Consider the following 17,188-nt stretch of genomic DNA (forward strand, 5'->3'; position numbering starts at 1 on the left):
GCCGCCAACGGCCTGACGGCGCTTCTGGCGGCATGATTTGTAGAACTACGGCAGATCGAGGACATCCGCGCCCGTGCGGTCATATCGCACCCTCCTTCCTTGTGTCTCGTAGTCGATGGGCAGTTCCCGCTCGATATGGATGGCCACCGGCTGGCCGGGCGGCACGTACACGGCATCGAAGGTCTGGCCGAAGCGCTCCTGCACCCACTGGCGCACGTCGGACACGCCGCCAGCCAGGGCCTGGCTGGCGGCATAGCGACCCGAGTCACCAGTCAGGCCGCTGACCACTCCACCGCTGTCCACACTGGTGGTGACTTCGTTCATCGCCATGGCATCGGCGCCGGCCTCGGCGGCGCCCAGGATGAAGCTGGTGAGCAGGAACTGCTGAGCATTGGTCTTGCGATCCCCGGGGATGCAGGGCAAGCCCCGCGGGTCTGAGAGCCAGCCGAGGGTGGTGCGGCCCGAGCCGTCTCCCGAGTTGACGTCATCGGGAGCCGGCAGGGTGCGCACGGTTCCATCCTCGAAGACGAAGGTCATCGAGTTGACCTGGCCACGCACGCAGGAGAGCGTCCAATCGCCGGTGGCGGTGCCGCTGACGATGGCACTCTCCACCTCAGGCAGGGTGACGCCGTTGGCGGTAAGGTTCTCGCGGCCGATCACCACCTTGAACGGATAGGGGTCGTTGACGGTGCCATCGATGGGCACCCTGCCCAGTAGCGCCGTCATGGCCACCGAGCCCATCAGTGTGGAGTTCTCTGGCAGCGTATAGACGGGCTCCACGCTGGATTCATCGGGACGTCCGGTCACCCGGCTCTCTACCGCACTCGAAGTGCTCCGGGCCGCCTCGCCCAGTTCATCGGCGGCCTCACGGAAGCCGGTCGGGAAGGTAGTCTCGCCGCGCCCACGCTCATCCTCTTGGGCGTCCAGGGGCTCGACCCAGGTCAGCGCATGCTCCGAGCCAGGGCCCGAGTAGGATGTCCCATCAGGGCCACCACCTCCCTCAAGGCCCAGGCCAATGGGCAGGTCATCATCACGTTGCCCATCCACCTGGCGGCGCAGCTGATCCAGCTGACGCTGCAAGGTCCCCAGCATGGAGCTGTCCGGCTTGGACCGCGCGATCTCCTGACGTAGCCGTTCGCGCTCACGGCGCAGCGCCTCGTCGATGGCACCGTCCACATCCTGGTGGCGGCTCATCAGCTGCTCGTTCTGGTCACGCAGCGCCTGGGTTTCCGCCTGGGCCTGCTCCAGATCGCGACGCATGGCCTGCACGTGGCCCACCAGGGTGGCTACGGTGTCCCGCGGGGTATCGCCCTCGATGCCCAGCGCCTGCAGCTCGTCATCGGTCAGGCTTAGCGTCGGGTCAGTCTCGGCTGTCCCAGAATCCGTGCCGGCATTATCGCTGCTCAGGCCACGCACCAGAATCAGCAGCACGATCACCAACAGCCCAGGCACCAGAATCTTCAGCAGGGTGTTGCTACGCAGCGTCATGAGGCCCCCTCCTCGGCATCATCCGCCTCTTCCAGGGGAATCAGCGCCCTGTCCAGACCACCGCGGCGGGTAACCAGGAATACCGTGGTGGTGTCCTCCACGGAGCCCCGCGGGGCCAGGTAGGGGTGCATGAAGGTCGCAGAGTAAAAGTCTCCCTGCAGCCAGCGCGGGTCGAGCTCGAAGGCACGCCGCCGATCGTTGTTCTCGAGCTTCACCGCGGTGACCATCCAGCCATCGAGCCGCCAGGCGCCCAGGGGCGTGGCGGTCACCGGCAGTGACGGCAGCAGGGTACTCAGCGACTCGGGCAGCCGCATGGGGACGCGAGAGACGCCGCGCAGGGGCTCGATGGTGCGCTGCGGCGCATAGAGGGACTGGGCGGCATGCCGGGTCAGCAGCACGGGCACCGGCGTGGCGGTGGCTTGCTGCGCCTCACCGCTTGACGCTTGAGCCGCCGGCCGGGACGCCTCTGACGCCTGCGCCCCGCGGCTTCCCGTGGACGAACCCGTCGAAGCACTTGCCCTGGCCGGCGACACCTCGCGGCTGTCCACCACCAGGATCTCCTCGCTGCTGGCTCCCTCCCGGGCCAAGAGGTCCAGCAGCAGCACGTCCCCGCTCTCCACGTCTTGCACGCGAACACGCTGGGTGTCGAAGGAGTCGAAGGCCTTGAGATAGAGCACGCCTCCGGCGCTCTGGACGCGCAGTACCTCGGGATTGGCCAATGCCGGTGGCAGGCCCACGCGAACGTTGCGGTCCAGGGTGACAATCCGCTCCTCATCCACCGGCAGCGGTATCGCCAGCGGTCGACGTTCCCAGTGCATGACCTCCACCGCCAGCGCCTCACCGGCGAACACGGCGGTGACCAACCAGGCCAGCATCACACGCTTCATGAGGAGCCTCCTTGCTTCTCTGCATCTGGTACCGACAGCCGCTGTGGAATGCCATCGAAGCAGTCCACCTGCAGGCCCCAGGGGTTGCGCTGAGGGTCTACGTCGGCCCTCACCACCCGCAGCGGGTAGCGAATGAACAGATCGCGAACCGGCGTGCCGGCGTACTGTTCGTCGATGGCCATATCCAGGGTAACCACCCAAGCATCACGACTAAGGATCTCCACGGAATCGGTGCGATAACCTCGCCCGGGAATTTCGTAGATGCCGCGTACCCGGCCGGAAAGCTCCTGGCGGCGATCGCGGTCCTCGTAGTCCTTGGCCAAGTAGCGCTGACAGGAGGGGGTAAGAAAGGGTGAATAGGCCCTCAGGTTGCGGCGGTAATCGGCTTGACCATCCGCGGGCCAGCGATTGATCTGCTGCCAGACGTAAAACCCGAAGGCGTAGACGCTCGACGGGTCGACCTCCCACCAGGCGCGGGTGCTGCCGGAGCGCAGGTCGGGCGGGTTGTGGATGGTCAGGTTCTCCGGGGCCGACTTCCAGCCCCACCACAGGCCGGCGCTCAGCAGGGCCAGCACCGCGATGACCAGGCGCAGGGTGGTGATATGGGCATCCCGTGCGCTAAGGGCGTGACGAAAGCGGCTCATGGGCGTCCTCCCGGTTGGTAGCGCATCCGCCGCCGTGAGAAGGGACCGGAACGGGTGATCAAGGCGTCGGCTCCCCTGAGACGGATGCCCTGCCGAGCGAGACGAAACTGCAGGCTGCGGTAGAGCCAGGAGGCGGGACGGCCGCGACGTAGCCGCCGCATCACGGCGCCACCGACGTAGAGCGCCATGCCGGCACAGGCAAACGCCACGGTCGGCACCATGGCGATGGCTCCCAGCAGCCAGGCGCCGATCGCGCCCGGAAGCAAGCCCGCGGCTACTCCGCCCAGAGCCATCATCCCAACCTCGTGCCCGGTCATGCCCCGAAACACCACCGGTGCGGCATTCAGACGGGTCGGCAGAAAGTCGAGACGATTGACCATCAGAGGATCTCCGCGGCCTTGGTCGCCAGCCAGATGATGGCCACGATCAGCACTACCCCCACGACGACCACTACGCCGAACTTCGACCACTCCCCGCGAACCCGTGCCTCGTTGAAGGTGGCGATGGATGCGATGGCGACGATGATGAATGCCACCGTGGCCAGGATGAGACCGCCCAGGGCGCCGAAGTCGAACAGGTAATTCTGCAGGGTGGTGAGCAGGCCCTCCCCCTCCCCTCGCGACGGCGCCTCCATGGTGGGCAGCCCCTGCCCCATGGCCTGCGGCACTAGCCCCACCGCTGCCAAGGCGGCGAGTCCCCGTGTACGAGTACGAGAGAAGAGTGAACGCACGGTAGTCATAACGAGCTCCTTCTTGAGTAACGAATTGCTGAATGACGCAGGGTTCGAGGCCGGTGACCTCAGAGGAAAATCCAGAACATCACCACGACCAGAAAGACGGCGCGCAGCGCGGCAAAGCCGAAGTCATCGCCGCTGACGCGCCCCTTGGCGTAGCCTCGATAGGAGGAGATGGCGCTCCAACACGCCCAGAGCAGCACCACGGTGCAGCCCGCCCCGGCAATAAGGACTCCCAGGGGTGGCGCCTCGAAGCCGGCACCGGCGGCGAAGGCCTCCATTAGCGCAACTCCCGCAGGTAGTCCCCGGCGAGGGGCACCGGCTGGCGGGGCGGCAATCGAGGCGGTTCGAGTACGTCATCGATGCCCTTGTCCACGGCTTGGATATCCCGGCGCAGGCGCGGCACATCCAGGAAGACACGAGTGGTCTCAGGGTCGAACTCCCCAACGCGGCTCTCGAGCCGATCCACAATGCGCTGGATCTGGGCCAGCTGATCCTGGATCAGGGCCAGGTCCTGGCGGGCGATCTCATCGCGCACGCCGTCGTGGTCGTTGGCATAGACGGAGTAGGTAGCGCCGAACTGAGCGGTCAGCAGCATCAGAAGCAGGGGCGACAGGGCCCGTGGCAAGCGGCGAAACGTCATGGCAAGACAGTCCATCCGTTGGCTGGCATTGTCCTCATCCTGTCGCCCGCCAGGGTGCAGCGCAGCAGGAAACCATAAGCGCCGCACACGACGTTTATCTTCGCCTGCTCAATACCCTAGGCACGCAAGCACCGGAGCCCGCACCGGCTCCGGACGATAGCGGCGAGGCCGCGGAAGGCCTGCGATGTGGAGTTTCAGAGGTACTTCTTGAAGCTTCCCGTGGCGATGCTGACCAGCAAGCCAAATAGGGCCGCGCAGGGCAGCAGGAAGGCGTTGGGATGAATAGCGAAGGGCACGCTCAGGTAGAACAGCCAGCCCACCACGAAGACCGGCGTGATGGCCCGCTTGGCATGGTGGTAGATGAAAGCGGACTCGCGCCCCGCACCGAAGCGGCGCAGATCACGGCGCACCAAGCCGTCGACGAAACCAACCAGGGCCGCCAGAGCAAAGAGCGGCGAGGTCAGCAGCAGAATGACCACACGGGTCAGGGTCATCAGCGTGACGTAGAGCGCCGCCTGCACGTAGACATGCAGGGTGCCGAGCCAACCCCCGTGATGGGCGCTGTTCTCAAGCCAGTCCGCTATCCCGCTCCTCACGAACAGCCACTCGTGGGCGCTGGTGACGGCTCGGGTCGCCAGGGCGACCGGGTCCGAGACCAGCAGCGAGCGCGTGAAGTGGGTATCCAGTCGGGCCACTTCGGTTTCCAGGGTCTCCAGCGCATGCTGGGCCCCGGGCTGGCTCCACCACTGCCAGTGGATTCCCGCCCACTCGACCAGCACCGACATCAGCAGCGACACGACCAGCACCGCCATAATCTGAAATGGAAGCCCGAACAGCGTGGAGAACCAGCCGCGTCGAGTTTCCTGGGCACGTTCCGCCGTGGCCATCTCAGTGCACCCTGACTGGCGTCAGCGAGCAGAGCAGCGACCAGCGGCGATCGTGGTAGTGCAGGATCAGCCGCCCCTCATGAGGGTGCTCACCCTGCTCCCATACTGGCGAAAGCCCCTTGCGATAGGCGTGCTGGGTCAGTTCGACGCGGTCGATCCCGATGACCACGTAGTCGAGTAGCCCGAACAGGGCCTGAGGCAGCTCACTCAGGGAGCCGCTCTCCAAGGCAACACTGGAGACGATGGCGGTTGCCGCGGTATCAGGCGTCATGGGCGTTGTCTCGATGTTCATCACGGTTCTCCATCTCTTGGGCCAGCAGCCACTCGTTGAGCAGCTGATCCTCAGCCTCCTCCCCCTGCCGGCGCGCCTTGGCCTCGTCTTTGTCCCGCGCCTCCGCTCGAGCTTCTGCCCGCGCAGGGGACGGCTCCTGGGCATCGCGGGCCCGCATCGGGAGTTCAGCCCCTAGCTCGCCCAGCTCCAGGTTCACCGGCGGTGGCATCACCGCGGTCCACCACTGCTCGCCGGTGGTGTAGTCGCGCTTCATGCGCTCGGCGAGCTCGGCGATGCTGCCGGGGATGTCCTCGTGCCTGTCGGGCAGCGGCAAGGGCATGCGCACCTTCCAGAGCTGGCCGCCCTCGAGCAGGGCGAAGGCCTGCCCCTTGGGCAGCGAGACCACGTCCGCCGGCTCGATCATCGGCACCTGTACGGTGCTGATGCGGTCGCCGCCGGAGCTGGTGAAGTCGATATCGTTGGCAATGTCGCTGGAATCGGAGGCCATGCTGACCAGCATGCGGGTAGCCACGTTGACCTGGCGCAGCTGTCGGGTCAGCAGCTCGGCGGTCTTCTCCTCGCGTACCCGCAGCATCACCAGGTTGTTGAAGTTGCCGACCACCTGACCGGCCTTGGCGGCGTTGCCGATGCGTGCCTCGATGTCGGAGAGGGTCTGGGTATAGGCGGTGACCTGGATGCCGGCGCCGCCCCCCTTGTTGATGAGCGGGATGAACTCGTCGCCCATCAGCTCGTTGAACTCGTCGCAGTGCAGGTTGATCGGTACCTTGCCCATGCGCTTGCCGTTCACCGCCGGCAGGCCGTCATCGATGCCGTGCTTGTAGATATGGCCGGCCACCGAGACCAGGTCGGCGAACATCGAATTGCCCACCGCCTGGGCCACCTCGAAATCGCTCATGGCATCCAGACCCACGTAGACGATGCCGCGCTTACGGATGATCTGCTGCCAGTCTATGATCGGCCGCGGGTCTTCGATGTCGTCATAGTCCGGCGAAAGCAGCTCGGCGATGCGCCCGGTGGTCAGCTTCTCCAGCAGCGGCAGCAGGCTCGCCACGATCTTGTCGAAGTAGGTCTTGTCGTAGCGCACGGCGCTGCGCAGCCCCTCGAGTACGGCGTCCACCACCTTGATCTGCTGCAGATACTGCTCGATGGCCACCACCCGCTTGTCGCGGCCCTGAAACTGGCGGGGGATGTTCTTGTCGTTGAGCTTGCCCTCGATGGTGGTGATACGCTCCCAGGCGTGCTGGTCGTGGCGGGTCAGGGTCTGCTGGGCATACTCGATCATCAGGCCGTCGATGTTCACCACGTCCGAGAGGATCTGCTCGTAAGTGGGGCGCTGCCCCAGGGCATGACGGGCCCGGGCCACGATGTTGACGAAGCGCCAGGCGAACTCGCGGAAGGCGGCACTGTTGCCCTCTCCTGAGAGCTGGCCGGCGAGCCGGGTCGCCACCTCGGAGATGCGCCCGAAGCGCCCCACGGCGTTATAGCGCGCCGAGATATCCGGCCAGCCCAGGTGGAAGACGTAGAACTCGTCGCCGCGACCTGCGCGCTGTGCCTCGGCATACATGCGGATCATCAGGTCGGCGTCGCCCTTGGGGTCGAAGGCGATCACCACGTCGCCGCGATGGATGTCCTGGGTGATCAGGATCTCGGCGAGCCGGGTCTTGCCGACCCGGGTGGTGCCCTCCACCAGGGTGTGACCCACCCGCTCCCCCAAGGGCAGGTAGACATCGCGCTCCCTCCACTCCACGGCATGCAGTGCCGCCATACCGCCCACCGGCGGCAGCGGGCGCACCGGGTTCCAGGGCACGTCCGCGGCGAGCAGCTTCACCAGTGGCCGGCCGACAGCATGGCGCTCCAGCCGGTTCTCCAGCCCTCGGGCCACGCGGTAGGCCGGTCCCGGTCGCAGATAGCGCTGCACATGGGGCTGCTGGCTCTCATGCAACCGCTGGGTGTGGCGCGCCTCCCACTTGAAGCCCTTGCCCATCCATAGCAGCCGCTGACTGACCGGAATCTGCCGGCTGCGCAACGCAAAGCGCGGCAGGCGCTTCATGTTGCGGCGGTAGCGCAGCACCACCCAGGCCTGTCGGGCACGCCACACCCCGAAGGCAGCAAAACCCGCCGCCATGCCGTAGCCCACGCTGGGTGACAAGGCCAGTGACCAGGGCGCCATAATGCAGAGCACCGCACAGGCTACACAGACCAAGGCAGTGTTGAGCTCTACCGCAGGGCGCAGCAGCGCTTCCAGAGGGTGTGACTGGCTCATCGCTCGCTCCTACTGCTCCAGCCCCTGAGCCGTCACCAGCACCGGGTAGTGGGCAAGGCCCAGCCGACCGGCCAGGTCGTCCCCCGGTGTGGGGCGCAGCTCGAGCCCCGGCACCGCCTCGCGCAGGCGCTCAAGCCCCTCGGGTGTGGCCACCTCGACGACCAGCCCCACGGCGTTAAGCTCGCGCAGGATCTCTCCGCGGGCCTCCAGCCAGCGCAGCGATAGCGGGTCGTCCCCGACCAGGAAGAAGGGCGTCATGCGGCCCGGGAGCTCGAGCGGGCGAAAGTGCACCTCGCCGGGCGACAGCCGCTCACTGGTCACCGGCAGCATATCCGCCTCGCTGAATGCCACCGGTGCGCGCGAATCAGGCGCATAGCCCTGCTCCTCCGCCACGCCGGCCATCCCGATGGCGACGAAGTAGGGGCGTGCCGGCTCTCCACCATGATCGGCGAGCACTTCCAGAGCAGGCCGATCGGTGAGTGGCATTCGGGGCAGCGTCTCGGCCTGGACACTCCCGGCAAGCCCCCCGACGAGCCCGACCAGGGCGGCTAACGCCCTGCGGCAGTGATCACACGTCACCATCAGCGTCCCCTCCAAACGCATCCTCATAGCACTCCTCTAGGTACTCCTCCCGGGAGCCATGGGCATCACCATGGCAGTAGTCCATCGGGGGCTCGATCTCGCGGGGCTCTCTCCATGCCGGTGCCCCGCAGTAAGGGCAGCGATAGGGGGCAGAGTGAATCATCGGTGGAACCTCCCTTAGTTGGCCGCCAGCTGCCGCTGGCGAGACGCCTTCAACCGCTCGAGCTCGGCGGCCACGAGGCGGCGATAGCGGGCCGCCGGCTCACCCCCGGCGGGACGGTGATAGCGTCCGGCCGCCTGCACCCAGTCGCCGGCGGCATCAAAGTGGCCACGCAGCAGGCGTGCCGCCTCCTCCAGGTTGGCGTAGGGATTCAAGGCATCGCAGGGTTGCGCGAAGCGTTTACCAGCACCGAACAGCTGCGGCTGCCAGCGAACATTGAGCTGGGCGATGCCCACGTCCACGAGGCGGGTCTCCTCAAGAGCCAGCAGCAAGGCGTCGCAGGCCGCCTGGCGGGTCGCGAAGTGGAAGCCCTCCCCTGCCACGTTCAGGGTCCAGGGCCAAGGCCGGTGCCCCACCTTCAGGCTGACCGCCGACTCGGCCGTGGCTACCGCATAGAGCACTTCTGGTGGGACCTGGTGCAGGCTTGCGGCGTCGAAGTAGGCCGGCGGTACTACGGTGGCATTCGCCAGCGATGACAACGCCGCCAGGCTGCATCCGACGGCACAGCCCATCACCAGGCGCCGATACGCTTTCAGCCCCATATCGTCGCCCTCATCTCGGGTAGACCTGAGGCAGCGACCCCACGGCGATGCCACGCTCGGGGTCCGACTGGCCGTGATTCAGGGTAATGTCTCGTGCGCGCACGCGGTCGGCCGGCACCCCCACACGTCGCGCCCAGTCACGTATCACCGAATCGTCTCCGTCACTGTCGAGCACGAAGATGTCCATCTGGGTGCCCTGGGCCAACAGCTCGCGGACGGTGCTGTCACAACGCTCGCAGCCGTTCACTGCCACGTGCACCGTCAAGCGCGCCTGCAGCGCGCCCTCGTCGGTGAAATGGAAGGCATTGCGTGGCCTAAGCGTGAACTCATCCACCGGCATCTCGTTGGGGTAGAGGCGCTGCCAGGCCGCGTCATAGGCCCGCTGGAACGCCAGCTCACGCTCGGTGCGGGCGCGCTCCACCTCCACCAGCAATTCAGCATAGCGGCGACGCTCCTCGGCGGTGCGCGCCTCGACGCCAAGGGCGGTGATCGGGTCGAGGTTGGGCGACCAGATCCCTCGTGGCCCCTCCATCAGGGACTCATAGCGCTCCCAGTCGCGCTCGGTCAGTTGCCAGGCCTCGGCCTGCTCGGTGCGCGTGCGGGTGCGCTCGCTCTCGAGCCGCTGCAGGGCCTCTTGAATCACGGATGAGGCATCGGGGCGGTGCTCCGGGCTGGGCTGGGCAGCGGCCTGGCTGGCCAGCAGCGCCACGGCAACGGCCATCGCAGGCAGCACAGCAGGTTTCCGGTTTTTCATCGCAGGATCTCCGGTGGGCTCAGGGAATCTGGACGTCGACCGAGCGGCCGTTACGGCTGAAGACGGCGTGGGTGCCGCGGATCCTCGTCAGCTCCCAGCCATCCTGGCGATCCCCGACACCCAGCAGCCGGATATCGCGCAGGCTCGATAGGCCGTTGGGCGAAACGCCAACGTAGGGGCGCCCGCCCCGGGACTCGATGCCGGAGACCTGAAACGGTGGCGACGACGGGGCCGCTGGCCGCGGCGTCTGGCGAGCAGGTGCAGGGCGTGACGCCGCCTGCCGGCTCTGCTCGAGGCGCTCCTCCAGCGTCTGGATCTGCTCGTTCTGGGCGGTGACGCGCAGGTTGAGCTCGCTATCCAGGCGGCTCAGCGTCTTGGCAAGCTCGGACAGGCGCGGCTCGAGCGGATCCAGCTGCTCCAGCTGAGCCTGTGCGGCGGTGATGCCGGCGGCATTCACCTCCCCTCGCCGCTCGGCCCGCTCGAGACGCTGGCCCAGCTCCTCCAGTCGCTGCTCCAGCGCCGCCTGCTGCGATGCCACTCGGGTGAGTGCCTCCTCCAGCGGTACCACCGCCTGCTGCACCTGGGACTGCACCAGGGATTCCATCGGCACCTCCTCGGGCACCGGCCTCAACAGCAGCGCCCCCGACACCACGGCGCCGGCCAGGCTGACCGCCAGCAGGCCGTAGAGGGCCTTCCTGCCGCCCTTCCCTGCCCCGCGCTTGCGGCGATGCTGCGGCTCTGCCTGCTTCTGGTCGGGCGACAGCTCGGTGGGCTCACGCATCGCTCACCTCCTCCACCGCAGCAGCGCTCTCGTCACGACTGTCGTCGCCGTGCCCCGGCACATAGCGGATATCCCGCACCTGGTAGCAAACCTCTCTGGCGACGGGGTCGACCTCTAGCTCCCAGGCGTCACCGCCCAGCACCTGGAGGGCTTCGCGCAGCGGCATCGGACCCAGCCGGTAGTGGGCCGCCGGCAGCGGCTTGCGGTAGAGGGTGCGTTGGGCGGGACCGGGTGCGGGGCAGAGCGAATAGCCGGTATGGCGCAGGGTGTGATGCAGCGCGTCCTCCACGGTGGTGGTCATGGATGCCGGAATGCGCACATCGATGGTCTGCTCCAGGAGGTAGCGCTGACCCAGCGAGGCCTGAGTGGCCACCAACTGGTAACGCCCAGTGCGAATCACCTCGACGGAGGGCAGCTCGTCGCTGTAGATGTCCGGGGTCACGGCCTCGGTCGTCGGCGGATTGGGGCCGGTGACCACGGCCCGATGCCGCTCGCCGTCTACGTCGAAGTACGGCAGCGATAGCACCAGAGAGTCTGCATTCGAGGGCTCGGGAGTCTGTGGAGGCTGATGGGCACAGCCCGCCAGCAGCGTGGTGGCGATCAGCGCAGCGGTCGAGAGGATGGAAAGGTTGAGCATGGGTTGCCTCAAGGGAGTCCATTCAATGGCGTTGAGGCAGGAGGTTCTCGGGTTTGCGGGGGCGGGTCGATTGGAAAGCGTAATCAGGCGGGGAAAGGAAAAACGCCCCGGGGTGGGGCGCTCTTCGTGGGTTGGGAATCATCAGTGCCTCGGCATGACGCTGAGCGCCTCGAGCTCTCGGCGCACATAGGGTCGATAGTAGTGGTCCAGAGCCAGCTGCAGCCGCAGGCCTGCCGCCTGCTCACGAAGCCAGCGCGCTGCGCTGACGTTGTCTGCCAGGGCAATCTCCTCCCTGGCCCGCTGCTCCAGTGCCTGCTCGCGCTCGCGTAGCGCAGACGCTTCCTGAACGGTGGGCGGCATGAGCCACGCGAAGGCACCCGTCGTAAAGCGTGCTGCTGCCACAAGGCGCCCATACCGGTCTCGCACCTCGGCATGAGACAGCATGACCTCCGGGCCGATATGCGCCAGAAGGTCGGGCTCTGCATGAACGATCTCGGTGACCGTCGCAAAGCTGCCAGCGTCGATAACCGTCGTCACCTCGAACCAGGGATCCGAGGGCTCGGTGTCGTCATGCTCCCAGCGCGTGCCGTGTACCGTGAGACGAAACTGCTCGCGCAGCACCGCCTCCCGAATCAGTGCACCTTCGACCGCATAGGGGTTGGGGACAAAGTGTTCCATCATGGTTCTCCCGTTCATGGCAACGCCGGGGAGAACCTTCCCAGCGGGGAGGCGTTTCCCCGGCTGGGTGGTTGAATGGAAACGCTGTGGATCAGTGCATGGCCGGCGAATCGAAGGAGCCGGCCGCTTCTCCCGAGAGGGCAGCGGCGTAGCCATTGCCGGCCTCAGACTGCTCCGCTGAGGCAGCGGATCTGTCGTTACCGGCACCCTGCTCGTCGCGGCGGTGCGCCTGGTAAACCATCTCGCCATTCACCTTGATCCAGCTGATGAACAGCAGGCGCGCCTTGAGACTGACGCCGGTCTGGCCGGCCTTGTCCCCCTTGGAGTAGACGAAGGTGTCCGTCCAGAGGTCGCCCAGCTTGAAGCCCACCAGCACCTTGCGGCCCTGGTACACCGCCTGACGGCAGCGTTTGACGAGCGCTTCGGCATCGCGGCCGCTGATCCGGCAGTCGAAGCGGGTGTAGCCCACATCGTCTGCGGGGCCATTCAGGGCCGCGATATCGCAGGCCCAGAACGCGTCTCCGCGCTTCGGCTTCACCTCACGGATTCGATTGAGGTAGCCAAGGCCGGTGATATGCAGGTCGAAGAAGCCAGTATTGGCACTCGGGTGAGTGGTGACCGTCATAGCGTGTCTCCTCGGTGGGTTGCAGTTTGCACCCGGGAGACACTCGCCCCCTGCGGGAAGTCGAGTGGTTTCCCGGGTGGGCAAAGGGTGGATTCAGACGCTGGCTCAGCCCATCAGCACGCAGTGGTGCCGAGCGCCCGCCAGGTGGGTGTGGCAGCAGTCGCAGGATGATGTCGAGAATGCTTCGTCGTGCTCGCTATCGCCGACGACGAGGGTGTTCCCGTCACGCTGCACTGCGTAGATGGACTCACGCACCTCCCTTTCGCGGGCGGCAGCGCTCTCCTCATCCAGGAAGTGATCCAGCCCGGTAGCATCGTCATTGGCGATGATCATCAGGCAGTCCTCACAGACCATGACATGGTCGTCGACAATCGTGGCCATGGGGCATTCCTCCAGGTTCCAGGGGGTCCGCCCCCTGGGGAGGCATCTCCCCGAATGGGTGGTAACAGTGGCATCCAGCCCTGATGGGCGGCCTCGTCTCGGGATGCGCGAGGCCTTGGGAGGCGGCATACCGCCAAGCGACGCACCCTTGAAACGCCTGGGTGCCTGGGGTGTCTCGGTTGGAGCCGGTCGAGACCACCGGGCCGCCAGCGGCGGCACTTGCCCACTGGGAGGCTGCTCACTCCTTCGGCAGCGTCTCCTCGATATCCCCACTCGCAAGACGCGGCACGCCACGTCTTGGGATTGAAGACCATAGAGGGCATCAACAGGGTCGTCGCCGTATCGACAAGTACCAGGATGTCCGCCATGCAATTGGAGCCAAGGCATGTCCCTCGTTGCCATGCTTCGCTCACGGTGGCACCCGAATCTCTTCGCGGACGCATTCGGTCGATCAAGCACAGATCCCTGTACAAAGGGCTCCCGTTGGTGATGCGGCGGGCTCCGCAGAAGGGCAGGCGTTTCCAGTCCGGAAACGTCAACCGGCCTGCCGGCTACCCTGGGTCAAGGTAGCCGGCAGGCCGGTCGTCGTATGAGACAGGTGGCCAACCAACCAAGCTGGCCTGGGACTAATGAACCTCGAACCCCGACTGTTGATGATGCAGTGTGAGCCGTATAGGCGGGATGGGGCGTATTCGTCTCGCGAGGTGCGAATACTTTGGGGGATTGAGCGTTGGCGCTCAAAGGGCGTTGCGTGATGACCGTCAGCAACCAACGGGGTACGGCTCTCATTATTGAGCCTGCCCCTCCTAGGGTCAAGATGATGGCGCCTTGCGCCGGCTGCCGGCACCTTTTCCTGGCGTCTTGCTCTTCGACTGAGGCATCGTCACCGTGGACTCCCGCGCATGCTGCACCAGCTTCTCTACCATCCCGGCCTGACGTGCCATAAAGTCATGCAGTTCCAGCCGCCCTGCCGCAACATCATCCAACGCCTGCTCCCAGAGCGCTGTCATGCCGGGATTGGTGATGACAGAAGGAAGCACATCGATTAGCTGCTGGCCGGTCGGCGTCGAGACCAGGGCGCGCTTCTGCCGCTTGATGAAGCCCCGCTTCAGCAGCGTCTCGATGATGCCGGCCCGGGTTGCCTCGGTACCGATCCCGGCCGTCTCCTTGAGGCGAGCCTTCAGGCGCTCGTCTGTCACGAACCGGGCGGCATGCTTCATGGCGGCGATCAGGGTGCCCTCGGTGAAGGGCTTGGGGGGTGTCGTTTGTTTGGCCAGCACTTCAAGCTGCTTAGCCTGGCAGGATTCGCCCTCGCTTAGCGGCGGTAGCGGAGTCGCTTCCCACTCCTCCTCGTCGCCCTCTCCAGCCGCCGCCCGGGGAAAGAGTGCGCGCCACCCTTCCTCACGCACCTGCCGCCCTGAGGCCACGAACGCTTCGCCCTCCAGGTCCACTCGCAGATCGGTCCGATCATACTCGTGATCCGGCAGAAACTGGGCCAGGTAGTGGCGACGAATCAGGTCGTAGACGTTGCGCTCAGCATCATTCAGCTTGGTCAGGTCGCAGGCTGACGTCGGGATGATGCCGTGGTGTGCGGTAATCTTGCTGTCGCTCCAGACACGGCTCTTGCGGCTCGTGTCCAGGCGCTGGCGAAGCGCCGACAGCGCCTCGTCCGAGTGCAGAAGCAACGTCACGATGCGCTCGGCATCCTCGTACTGCGCCTCCGGCAGATACCGGCAGTCGGTTCGCGGGTAGCTGGTCGCCTTGTGGACTTCGTAGAGCGCCTGGGCGATATCCAGTACCTGCTGGGCACCGTAACCAAAGCGGCGCGAAGCCTCCTGCTGCAGCGATGACAGGTCCATTACCAGTGGCGCCGCCTCCTGCTTGCGGCTCGTCTCGAGGTGGCTGACACGCCCCTGCTGCCCGGTGACATGCTGAGCCAGCGACCGGGCGGCTTCCTCGCTGATGCAGCGCCCCACGGCGTCCTGGATCGAGGCATCACTCGGCCGCCACTTCGCCTGAAAGGTCCCGCTCGACGCCTGCAGATGCGCCACGACTTCCCAGAAGGGCTGGGGAACGAAGTTGGCAATCTCCCGGTCGCGATCCACAACCAGGCGCAGTGCAGGCGTCTGCACACGTCCCACCGAGAGTACTCCCTGATGGCCCTGTCGCTGGGCCAGTACCGTATAGGCCCGGGTCAGGTTCATCCCGACCAGCCAATCGGCCCGGCTACGCCCAAGGCCAGCCAGATATAGCGGGTAAGTCGCCTCGCCGGGCCTGATGCCGGCCAGGGCCTTGCGGATCGAGGCATCATCCAGGGCCGAGAGCCACAGGCGGGTGACCTTCCCCCGATAGCCGCAGTGATCCAAGATTTCGCGCGCGATGGTTTCCCCTTCCCGGTCGGCATCGGTGGCCACTACCACCTCGGTCGCCTGGCCCAGCAGCTTCTTCACCACCCCGAACTGCTTGCGGCCGCTCTTCTTGATCTCCATCTTCCAAGTCGAAGGCAGAATCGGCAGCGCCTCCAGCGACCAGCGCTTGAGCGCCGGGTCGTACTGCTCCGGCGGGGCCTGCTCGAGCAGATGCCCGAACCCCCAGGTCACGACACACCCCTCGCCCGTCAGAAAGCCCTCGCTGCGCTGGCCGGCACCGATCACGCGGGCAATATCTCGGGCCTGCGAAGGCTTCTCGCACAGGAATAGACGCATTGGCACACCTCCCTCATAAGCGTGGAGGGCAGCATGGCAAGGCAGTGGGAGGGAGCGAAGCAAGAAAGGGAACGACAGCGAAACGGCTTTGCACCGACGCCTTCAAGAGCTGGCCATCAGCTCGGCGACGTCCATCACGTCGCCCAGGAGGAACAGCATCTGGGTGCCGTTAGAGCCGGCACCTCTGACAATGGGCTGGGGCGGTGCATGGCCGCGAAGATCGCGGCCATACCGAAGGGCATCCTTGAGCTCGGTCACACGAACGCCCAGCAGCTGCGCCGCGTGGCCAATGCCGATCCGCTCTTTTCTCAGCGCTGGCGATGTCACCGAGAGCCCTCCTGTCTGCGCTAACGGAGCGCCATGCGGAAACGCTACTAGGCGTAGCCTTTAGGCGTAGCCTTCCTGGCTGGCTCCCGGGCCGCTGGCATACTGCTCAGCCGGCTGCTGATGGCTATGGGGTGTATCCATGATTACCTGAGCCACCCGGTGAGGTAAGATAGCGACCCGGTCTGCCTGTACCTTGAACGCCGTACGCGTCTCACCGTTCTGCTCCCAGCTGTCCTGAACCATCTTGCCCACTACTACAATCCGCATGCCCCGCTGGTACAGTCGCGACCAGCGCTCGGCATCACGGTGCCACCACTCCACATCGGCCCAGAAGCCACCACGATCCACGATCTCTCCGTCCTTGGGGACCAGGTTATCGAATCGCACATTGAGCCTGAGCAGCGTGCGGGGCGGCTGGTTCTCACGCACGGGGAAGGTCCGCACCTCCGGATCGCTGCCGATATTCCCCTCACCGTAGAAGCGTGTGCCCATAAGTCTCCTCCTTGGTCGTTATCGCTGAAATGAGACGGCATGCTCGATATCGGCCAGCGCCTTGCCGATTCGCTTGATCGACCAGTTGATCGTGGCCGCCTTGGCATTGAACACGCAGCGCTGCACCTCGAGATCGATGACGGACTGCCGTATCGCCTCTGATATGTCGTCGCGAGCCAGGAACGTTTCCAGCAGCCAAAGCCCCATGCTTCTCTGCCTGTTATCGCGCCACTGCAGTGTTCTGGCAGGGACGCCTGATTTACCCCATGGGGTCAGCCAGAGGTCGGTCGACTTCAGCAAGCCCCCATTCGCCTGCGAGGCTATATCGATCGCCTCTTGCCGCGCCGCTCTTGCCGACTCCTCCAGCTCGTCACGGAGCCTAATCAGCTCCCCCTTACCCTTAAAGGGTTTTAAAAAACCCTTTGCTTAGCTCTTGAATGCGTCGTTGCCATAGCTATTAGATGCGGTATCCAAGCTGCCCCCTCACGCACTTGCCGTGATGCCACTGGCATCACCTCGAAGTCCTCTTCGACATCGCCGCCCAATTGATGCCACTGGCATCACCTCGAAGTCCTCTTCGACATCGCCGCCCAAGTGATGCCACTGGCATCACCTCGAAATCCTCTC

Annotated in this window: 22 protein-coding genes and 1 pseudogene; all 23 read right to left on the minus strand. The window is 65.7% G+C overall.

Going from position 1 to position 17,188, the window contains the following annotated elements; all coding sequences use genetic code 11:
* Positions 1-45: 45 nt before the first annotated feature.
* On the minus strand, positions 46-1,488 hold the full coding sequence (locus tag NFH66_RS16125; protein ID WP_349611247.1) for a TIGR03752 family integrating conjugative element protein: 1,443 nt from the start codon (positions 1,486-1,488) through the stop codon (positions 46-48).
* Positions 1,485-2,375, minus strand: coding sequence for a TIGR03749 family integrating conjugative element protein (locus NFH66_RS16130; protein ID WP_349611249.1), 891 nt, complete (start codon positions 2,373-2,375; stop codon positions 1,485-1,487). The genes NFH66_RS16125 and NFH66_RS16130 overlap by 4 nt, the downstream gene beginning before the upstream one ends.
* Entirely contained in the window at positions 2,372-3,019 is a 648-nt protein-coding gene (locus NFH66_RS16135; protein WP_349611251.1) for a PFL_4703 family integrating conjugative element protein, read from the minus strand. The genes NFH66_RS16130 and NFH66_RS16135 overlap by 4 nt, the downstream gene beginning before the upstream one ends.
* Positions 3,016-3,399, minus strand: coding sequence for a TIGR03750 family conjugal transfer protein (locus tag NFH66_RS16140; RefSeq protein WP_095623367.1), 384 nt, complete (start codon positions 3,397-3,399; stop codon positions 3,016-3,018). Before NFH66_RS16140 ends, NFH66_RS16135 begins: the two co-directional genes overlap by 4 nt.
* The gene (locus tag NFH66_RS16145) at positions 3,399-3,758 is read right to left on the minus strand and encodes a TIGR03745 family integrating conjugative element membrane protein (protein ID WP_349611253.1); all 360 of its coding nucleotides are present in this window, start codon (positions 3,756-3,758) and stop codon (positions 3,399-3,401) included. Before NFH66_RS16145 ends, NFH66_RS16140 begins: the two co-directional genes overlap by 1 nt.
* 59 nt (positions 3,759-3,817) lie before the next feature.
* Positions 3,818-4,033, minus strand: coding sequence for a TIGR03758 family integrating conjugative element protein (locus tag NFH66_RS16150; RefSeq protein ID WP_349611254.1), 216 nt, complete (start codon positions 4,031-4,033; stop codon positions 3,818-3,820).
* Positions 4,033-4,395, minus strand: coding sequence for an integrative conjugative element protein, RAQPRD family (locus tag NFH66_RS16155; protein ID WP_349611256.1), 363 nt, complete (start codon positions 4,393-4,395; stop codon positions 4,033-4,035). The genes NFH66_RS16150 and NFH66_RS16155 overlap by 1 nt, the downstream gene beginning before the upstream one ends.
* Before the next feature lie 194 nt (positions 4,396-4,589).
* Entirely contained in the window at positions 4,590-5,282 is a 693-nt protein-coding gene (locus NFH66_RS16160; protein ID WP_089689193.1) for a TIGR03747 family integrating conjugative element membrane protein, read from the minus strand.
* Position 5,283: 1 nt separating this feature from the next.
* Positions 5,284-5,574, minus strand: coding sequence for a hypothetical protein (locus NFH66_RS16165; RefSeq protein WP_089689194.1), 291 nt, complete (start codon positions 5,572-5,574; stop codon positions 5,284-5,286).
* Positions 5,543-7,837, minus strand: coding sequence for a type IV conjugative transfer system coupling protein TraD (traD, locus tag NFH66_RS16170; protein ID WP_502878655.1), 2,295 nt, complete (start codon positions 7,835-7,837; stop codon positions 5,543-5,545). Before traD ends, NFH66_RS16165 begins: the two co-directional genes overlap by 32 nt.
* Positions 7,838-7,846: 9 nt before the next feature.
* Entirely contained in the window at positions 7,847-8,323 is a 477-nt protein-coding gene (locus tag NFH66_RS16175; protein WP_045994689.1) for an integrating conjugative element protein, read from the minus strand.
* Positions 8,324-8,405: 82 nt separating this feature from the next.
* The gene (locus NFH66_RS16180; protein WP_349611258.1) at positions 8,406-8,582 is read right to left on the minus strand and encodes a hypothetical protein; all 177 of its coding nucleotides are present in this window, start codon (positions 8,580-8,582) and stop codon (positions 8,406-8,408) included.
* 14 nt (positions 8,583-8,596) lie between these two features.
* Positions 8,597-9,181, minus strand: coding sequence for a transglycosylase SLT domain-containing protein (locus tag NFH66_RS16185; protein WP_349611259.1), 585 nt, complete (start codon positions 9,179-9,181; stop codon positions 8,597-8,599).
* Positions 9,182-9,191: 10 nt separating this feature from the next.
* The gene (locus NFH66_RS16190; RefSeq protein ID WP_349611261.1) at positions 9,192-9,914 is read right to left on the minus strand and encodes a TIGR03759 family integrating conjugative element protein; all 723 of its coding nucleotides are present in this window, start codon (positions 9,912-9,914) and stop codon (positions 9,192-9,194) included.
* 40 nt (positions 9,915-9,954) lie between these two features.
* Positions 9,955-10,716 carry a hypothetical protein gene (locus NFH66_RS16195; RefSeq protein ID WP_349611263.1) on the minus strand — a complete coding sequence of 254 codons (762 nt, stop codon included), beginning with the start codon at positions 10,714-10,716 and terminating at the stop codon, positions 9,955-9,957.
* Positions 10,709-11,353, minus strand: a complete 645-nt coding sequence (gene pilL2 / locus NFH66_RS16200) for a PFGI-1 class ICE element type IV pilus protein PilL2 (protein ID WP_349611265.1) — start codon at positions 11,351-11,353, stop codon at positions 10,709-10,711. Before pilL2 ends, NFH66_RS16195 begins: the two co-directional genes overlap by 8 nt.
* A gap of 141 nt (positions 11,354-11,494) precedes the next feature.
* Positions 11,495-12,031, minus strand: a complete 537-nt coding sequence (locus tag NFH66_RS16205) for a hypothetical protein (RefSeq protein ID WP_349611266.1) — start codon at positions 12,029-12,031, stop codon at positions 11,495-11,497.
* 91 nt (positions 12,032-12,122) lie between these two features.
* Positions 12,123-12,656 carry an STY4534 family ICE replication protein gene (locus NFH66_RS16210; protein WP_349611267.1) on the minus strand — a complete coding sequence of 178 codons (534 nt, stop codon included), beginning with the start codon at positions 12,654-12,656 and terminating at the stop codon, positions 12,123-12,125.
* A gap of 105 nt (positions 12,657-12,761) precedes the next feature.
* A complete protein-coding gene (locus NFH66_RS16215) occupies positions 12,762-13,037 on the minus strand; it encodes a hypothetical protein (protein ID WP_045994684.1) in 276 nt (91 codons plus the stop codon).
* Between the two features lie 812 nt (positions 13,038-13,849).
* A complete protein-coding gene (locus NFH66_RS16220; protein WP_349611268.1) occupies positions 13,850-15,742 on the minus strand; it encodes a DNA topoisomerase III in 1,893 nt (630 codons plus the stop codon).
* A 102-nt stretch (positions 15,743-15,844) separates the two neighbouring features.
* Entirely contained in the window at positions 15,845-16,069 is a 225-nt protein-coding gene (locus NFH66_RS16225; protein WP_349611269.1) for a hypothetical protein, read from the minus strand.
* A gap of 60 nt (positions 16,070-16,129) precedes the next feature.
* Positions 16,130-16,561, minus strand: a complete 432-nt coding sequence (locus tag NFH66_RS16230; protein ID WP_349611271.1) for a single-stranded DNA-binding protein — start codon at positions 16,559-16,561, stop codon at positions 16,130-16,132.
* A gap of 18 nt (positions 16,562-16,579) precedes the next feature.
* Positions 16,580-16,972: pseudogene (locus NFH66_RS16235) on the minus strand (hypothetical protein); the annotation flags it as partial.
* Positions 16,973-17,188 lie beyond the last annotated feature (216 nt).

This window comes from Halomonas sp. H10-9-1 (assembly GCF_040147005.1).
GTDB lineage: Bacteria > Pseudomonadota > Gammaproteobacteria > Pseudomonadales > Halomonadaceae > Halomonas.

Bases quoted from the DNA above. Each gene is read 5' to 3' on its own strand.
- pilL2 (WP_349611265.1), bottom strand. From the start codon at position 11,353: ATGCTCAACCTTTCCATCCTCTCGACCGCTGCGCTGATCGCCACCACG.
- traD (WP_502878655.1), bottom strand. From the start codon at position 7,837: ATGAGCCAGTCACACCCTCTGGAAGCGCTGCTGCGCCCTGCGGTAGAG.
- NFH66_RS16150 (WP_349611254.1), bottom strand. From the start codon at position 4,033: ATGGAGGCCTTCGCCGCCGGTGCCGGCTTCGAGGCGCCACCCCTGGGA.
- NFH66_RS16130 (WP_349611249.1), bottom strand. From the start codon at position 2,375: ATGAAGCGTGTGATGCTGGCCTGGTTGGTCACCGCCGTGTTCGCCGGT.
- NFH66_RS16175 (WP_045994689.1), bottom strand. From the start codon at position 8,323: ATGCCACTCACCGATCGGCCTGCTCTGGAAGTGCTCGCCGATCATGGT.
- NFH66_RS16145 (WP_349611253.1), bottom strand. From the start codon at position 3,758: ATGACTACCGTGCGTTCACTCTTCTCTCGTACTCGTACACGGGGACTC.
- NFH66_RS16220 (WP_349611268.1), bottom strand. From the start codon at position 15,742: ATGCGTCTATTCCTGTGCGAGAAGCCTTCGCAGGCCCGAGATATTGCC.
- NFH66_RS16155 (WP_349611256.1), bottom strand. From the start codon at position 4,395: ATGACGTTTCGCCGCTTGCCACGGGCCCTGTCGCCCCTGCTTCTGATG.
- NFH66_RS16135 (WP_349611251.1), bottom strand. From the start codon at position 3,019: ATGAGCCGCTTTCGTCACGCCCTTAGCGCACGGGATGCCCATATCACC.
- NFH66_RS16160 (WP_089689193.1), bottom strand. From the start codon at position 5,282: ATGGCCACGGCGGAACGTGCCCAGGAAACTCGACGCGGCTGGTTCTCC.
- NFH66_RS16210 (WP_349611267.1), bottom strand. From the start codon at position 12,656: ATGACGGTCACCACTCACCCGAGTGCCAATACTGGCTTCTTCGACCTG.
- NFH66_RS16215 (WP_045994684.1), bottom strand. From the start codon at position 13,037: ATGGCCACGATTGTCGACGACCATGTCATGGTCTGTGAGGACTGCCTG.
- NFH66_RS16180 (WP_349611258.1), bottom strand. From the start codon at position 8,582: ATGATTCACTCTGCCCCCTATCGCTGCCCTTACTGCGGGGCACCGGCA.
- NFH66_RS16230 (WP_349611271.1), bottom strand. From the start codon at position 16,561: ATGGGCACACGCTTCTACGGTGAGGGGAATATCGGCAGCGATCCGGAG.
- NFH66_RS16205 (WP_349611266.1), bottom strand. From the start codon at position 12,031: ATGGAACACTTTGTCCCCAACCCCTATGCGGTCGAAGGTGCACTGATT.
- NFH66_RS16125 (WP_349611247.1), bottom strand. From the start codon at position 1,488: ATGACGCTGCGTAGCAACACCCTGCTGAAGATTCTGGTGCCTGGGCTG.
- NFH66_RS16140 (WP_095623367.1), bottom strand. From the start codon at position 3,399: ATGGTCAATCGTCTCGACTTTCTGCCGACCCGTCTGAATGCCGCACCG.
- NFH66_RS16195 (WP_349611263.1), bottom strand. From the start codon at position 10,716: ATGCGTGAGCCCACCGAGCTGTCGCCCGACCAGAAGCAGGCAGAGCCG.
- NFH66_RS16185 (WP_349611259.1), bottom strand. From the start codon at position 9,181: ATGGGGCTGAAAGCGTATCGGCGCCTGGTGATGGGCTGTGCCGTCGGA.
- NFH66_RS16165 (WP_089689194.1), bottom strand. From the start codon at position 5,574: ATGAACATCGAGACAACGCCCATGACGCCTGATACCGCGGCAACCGCC.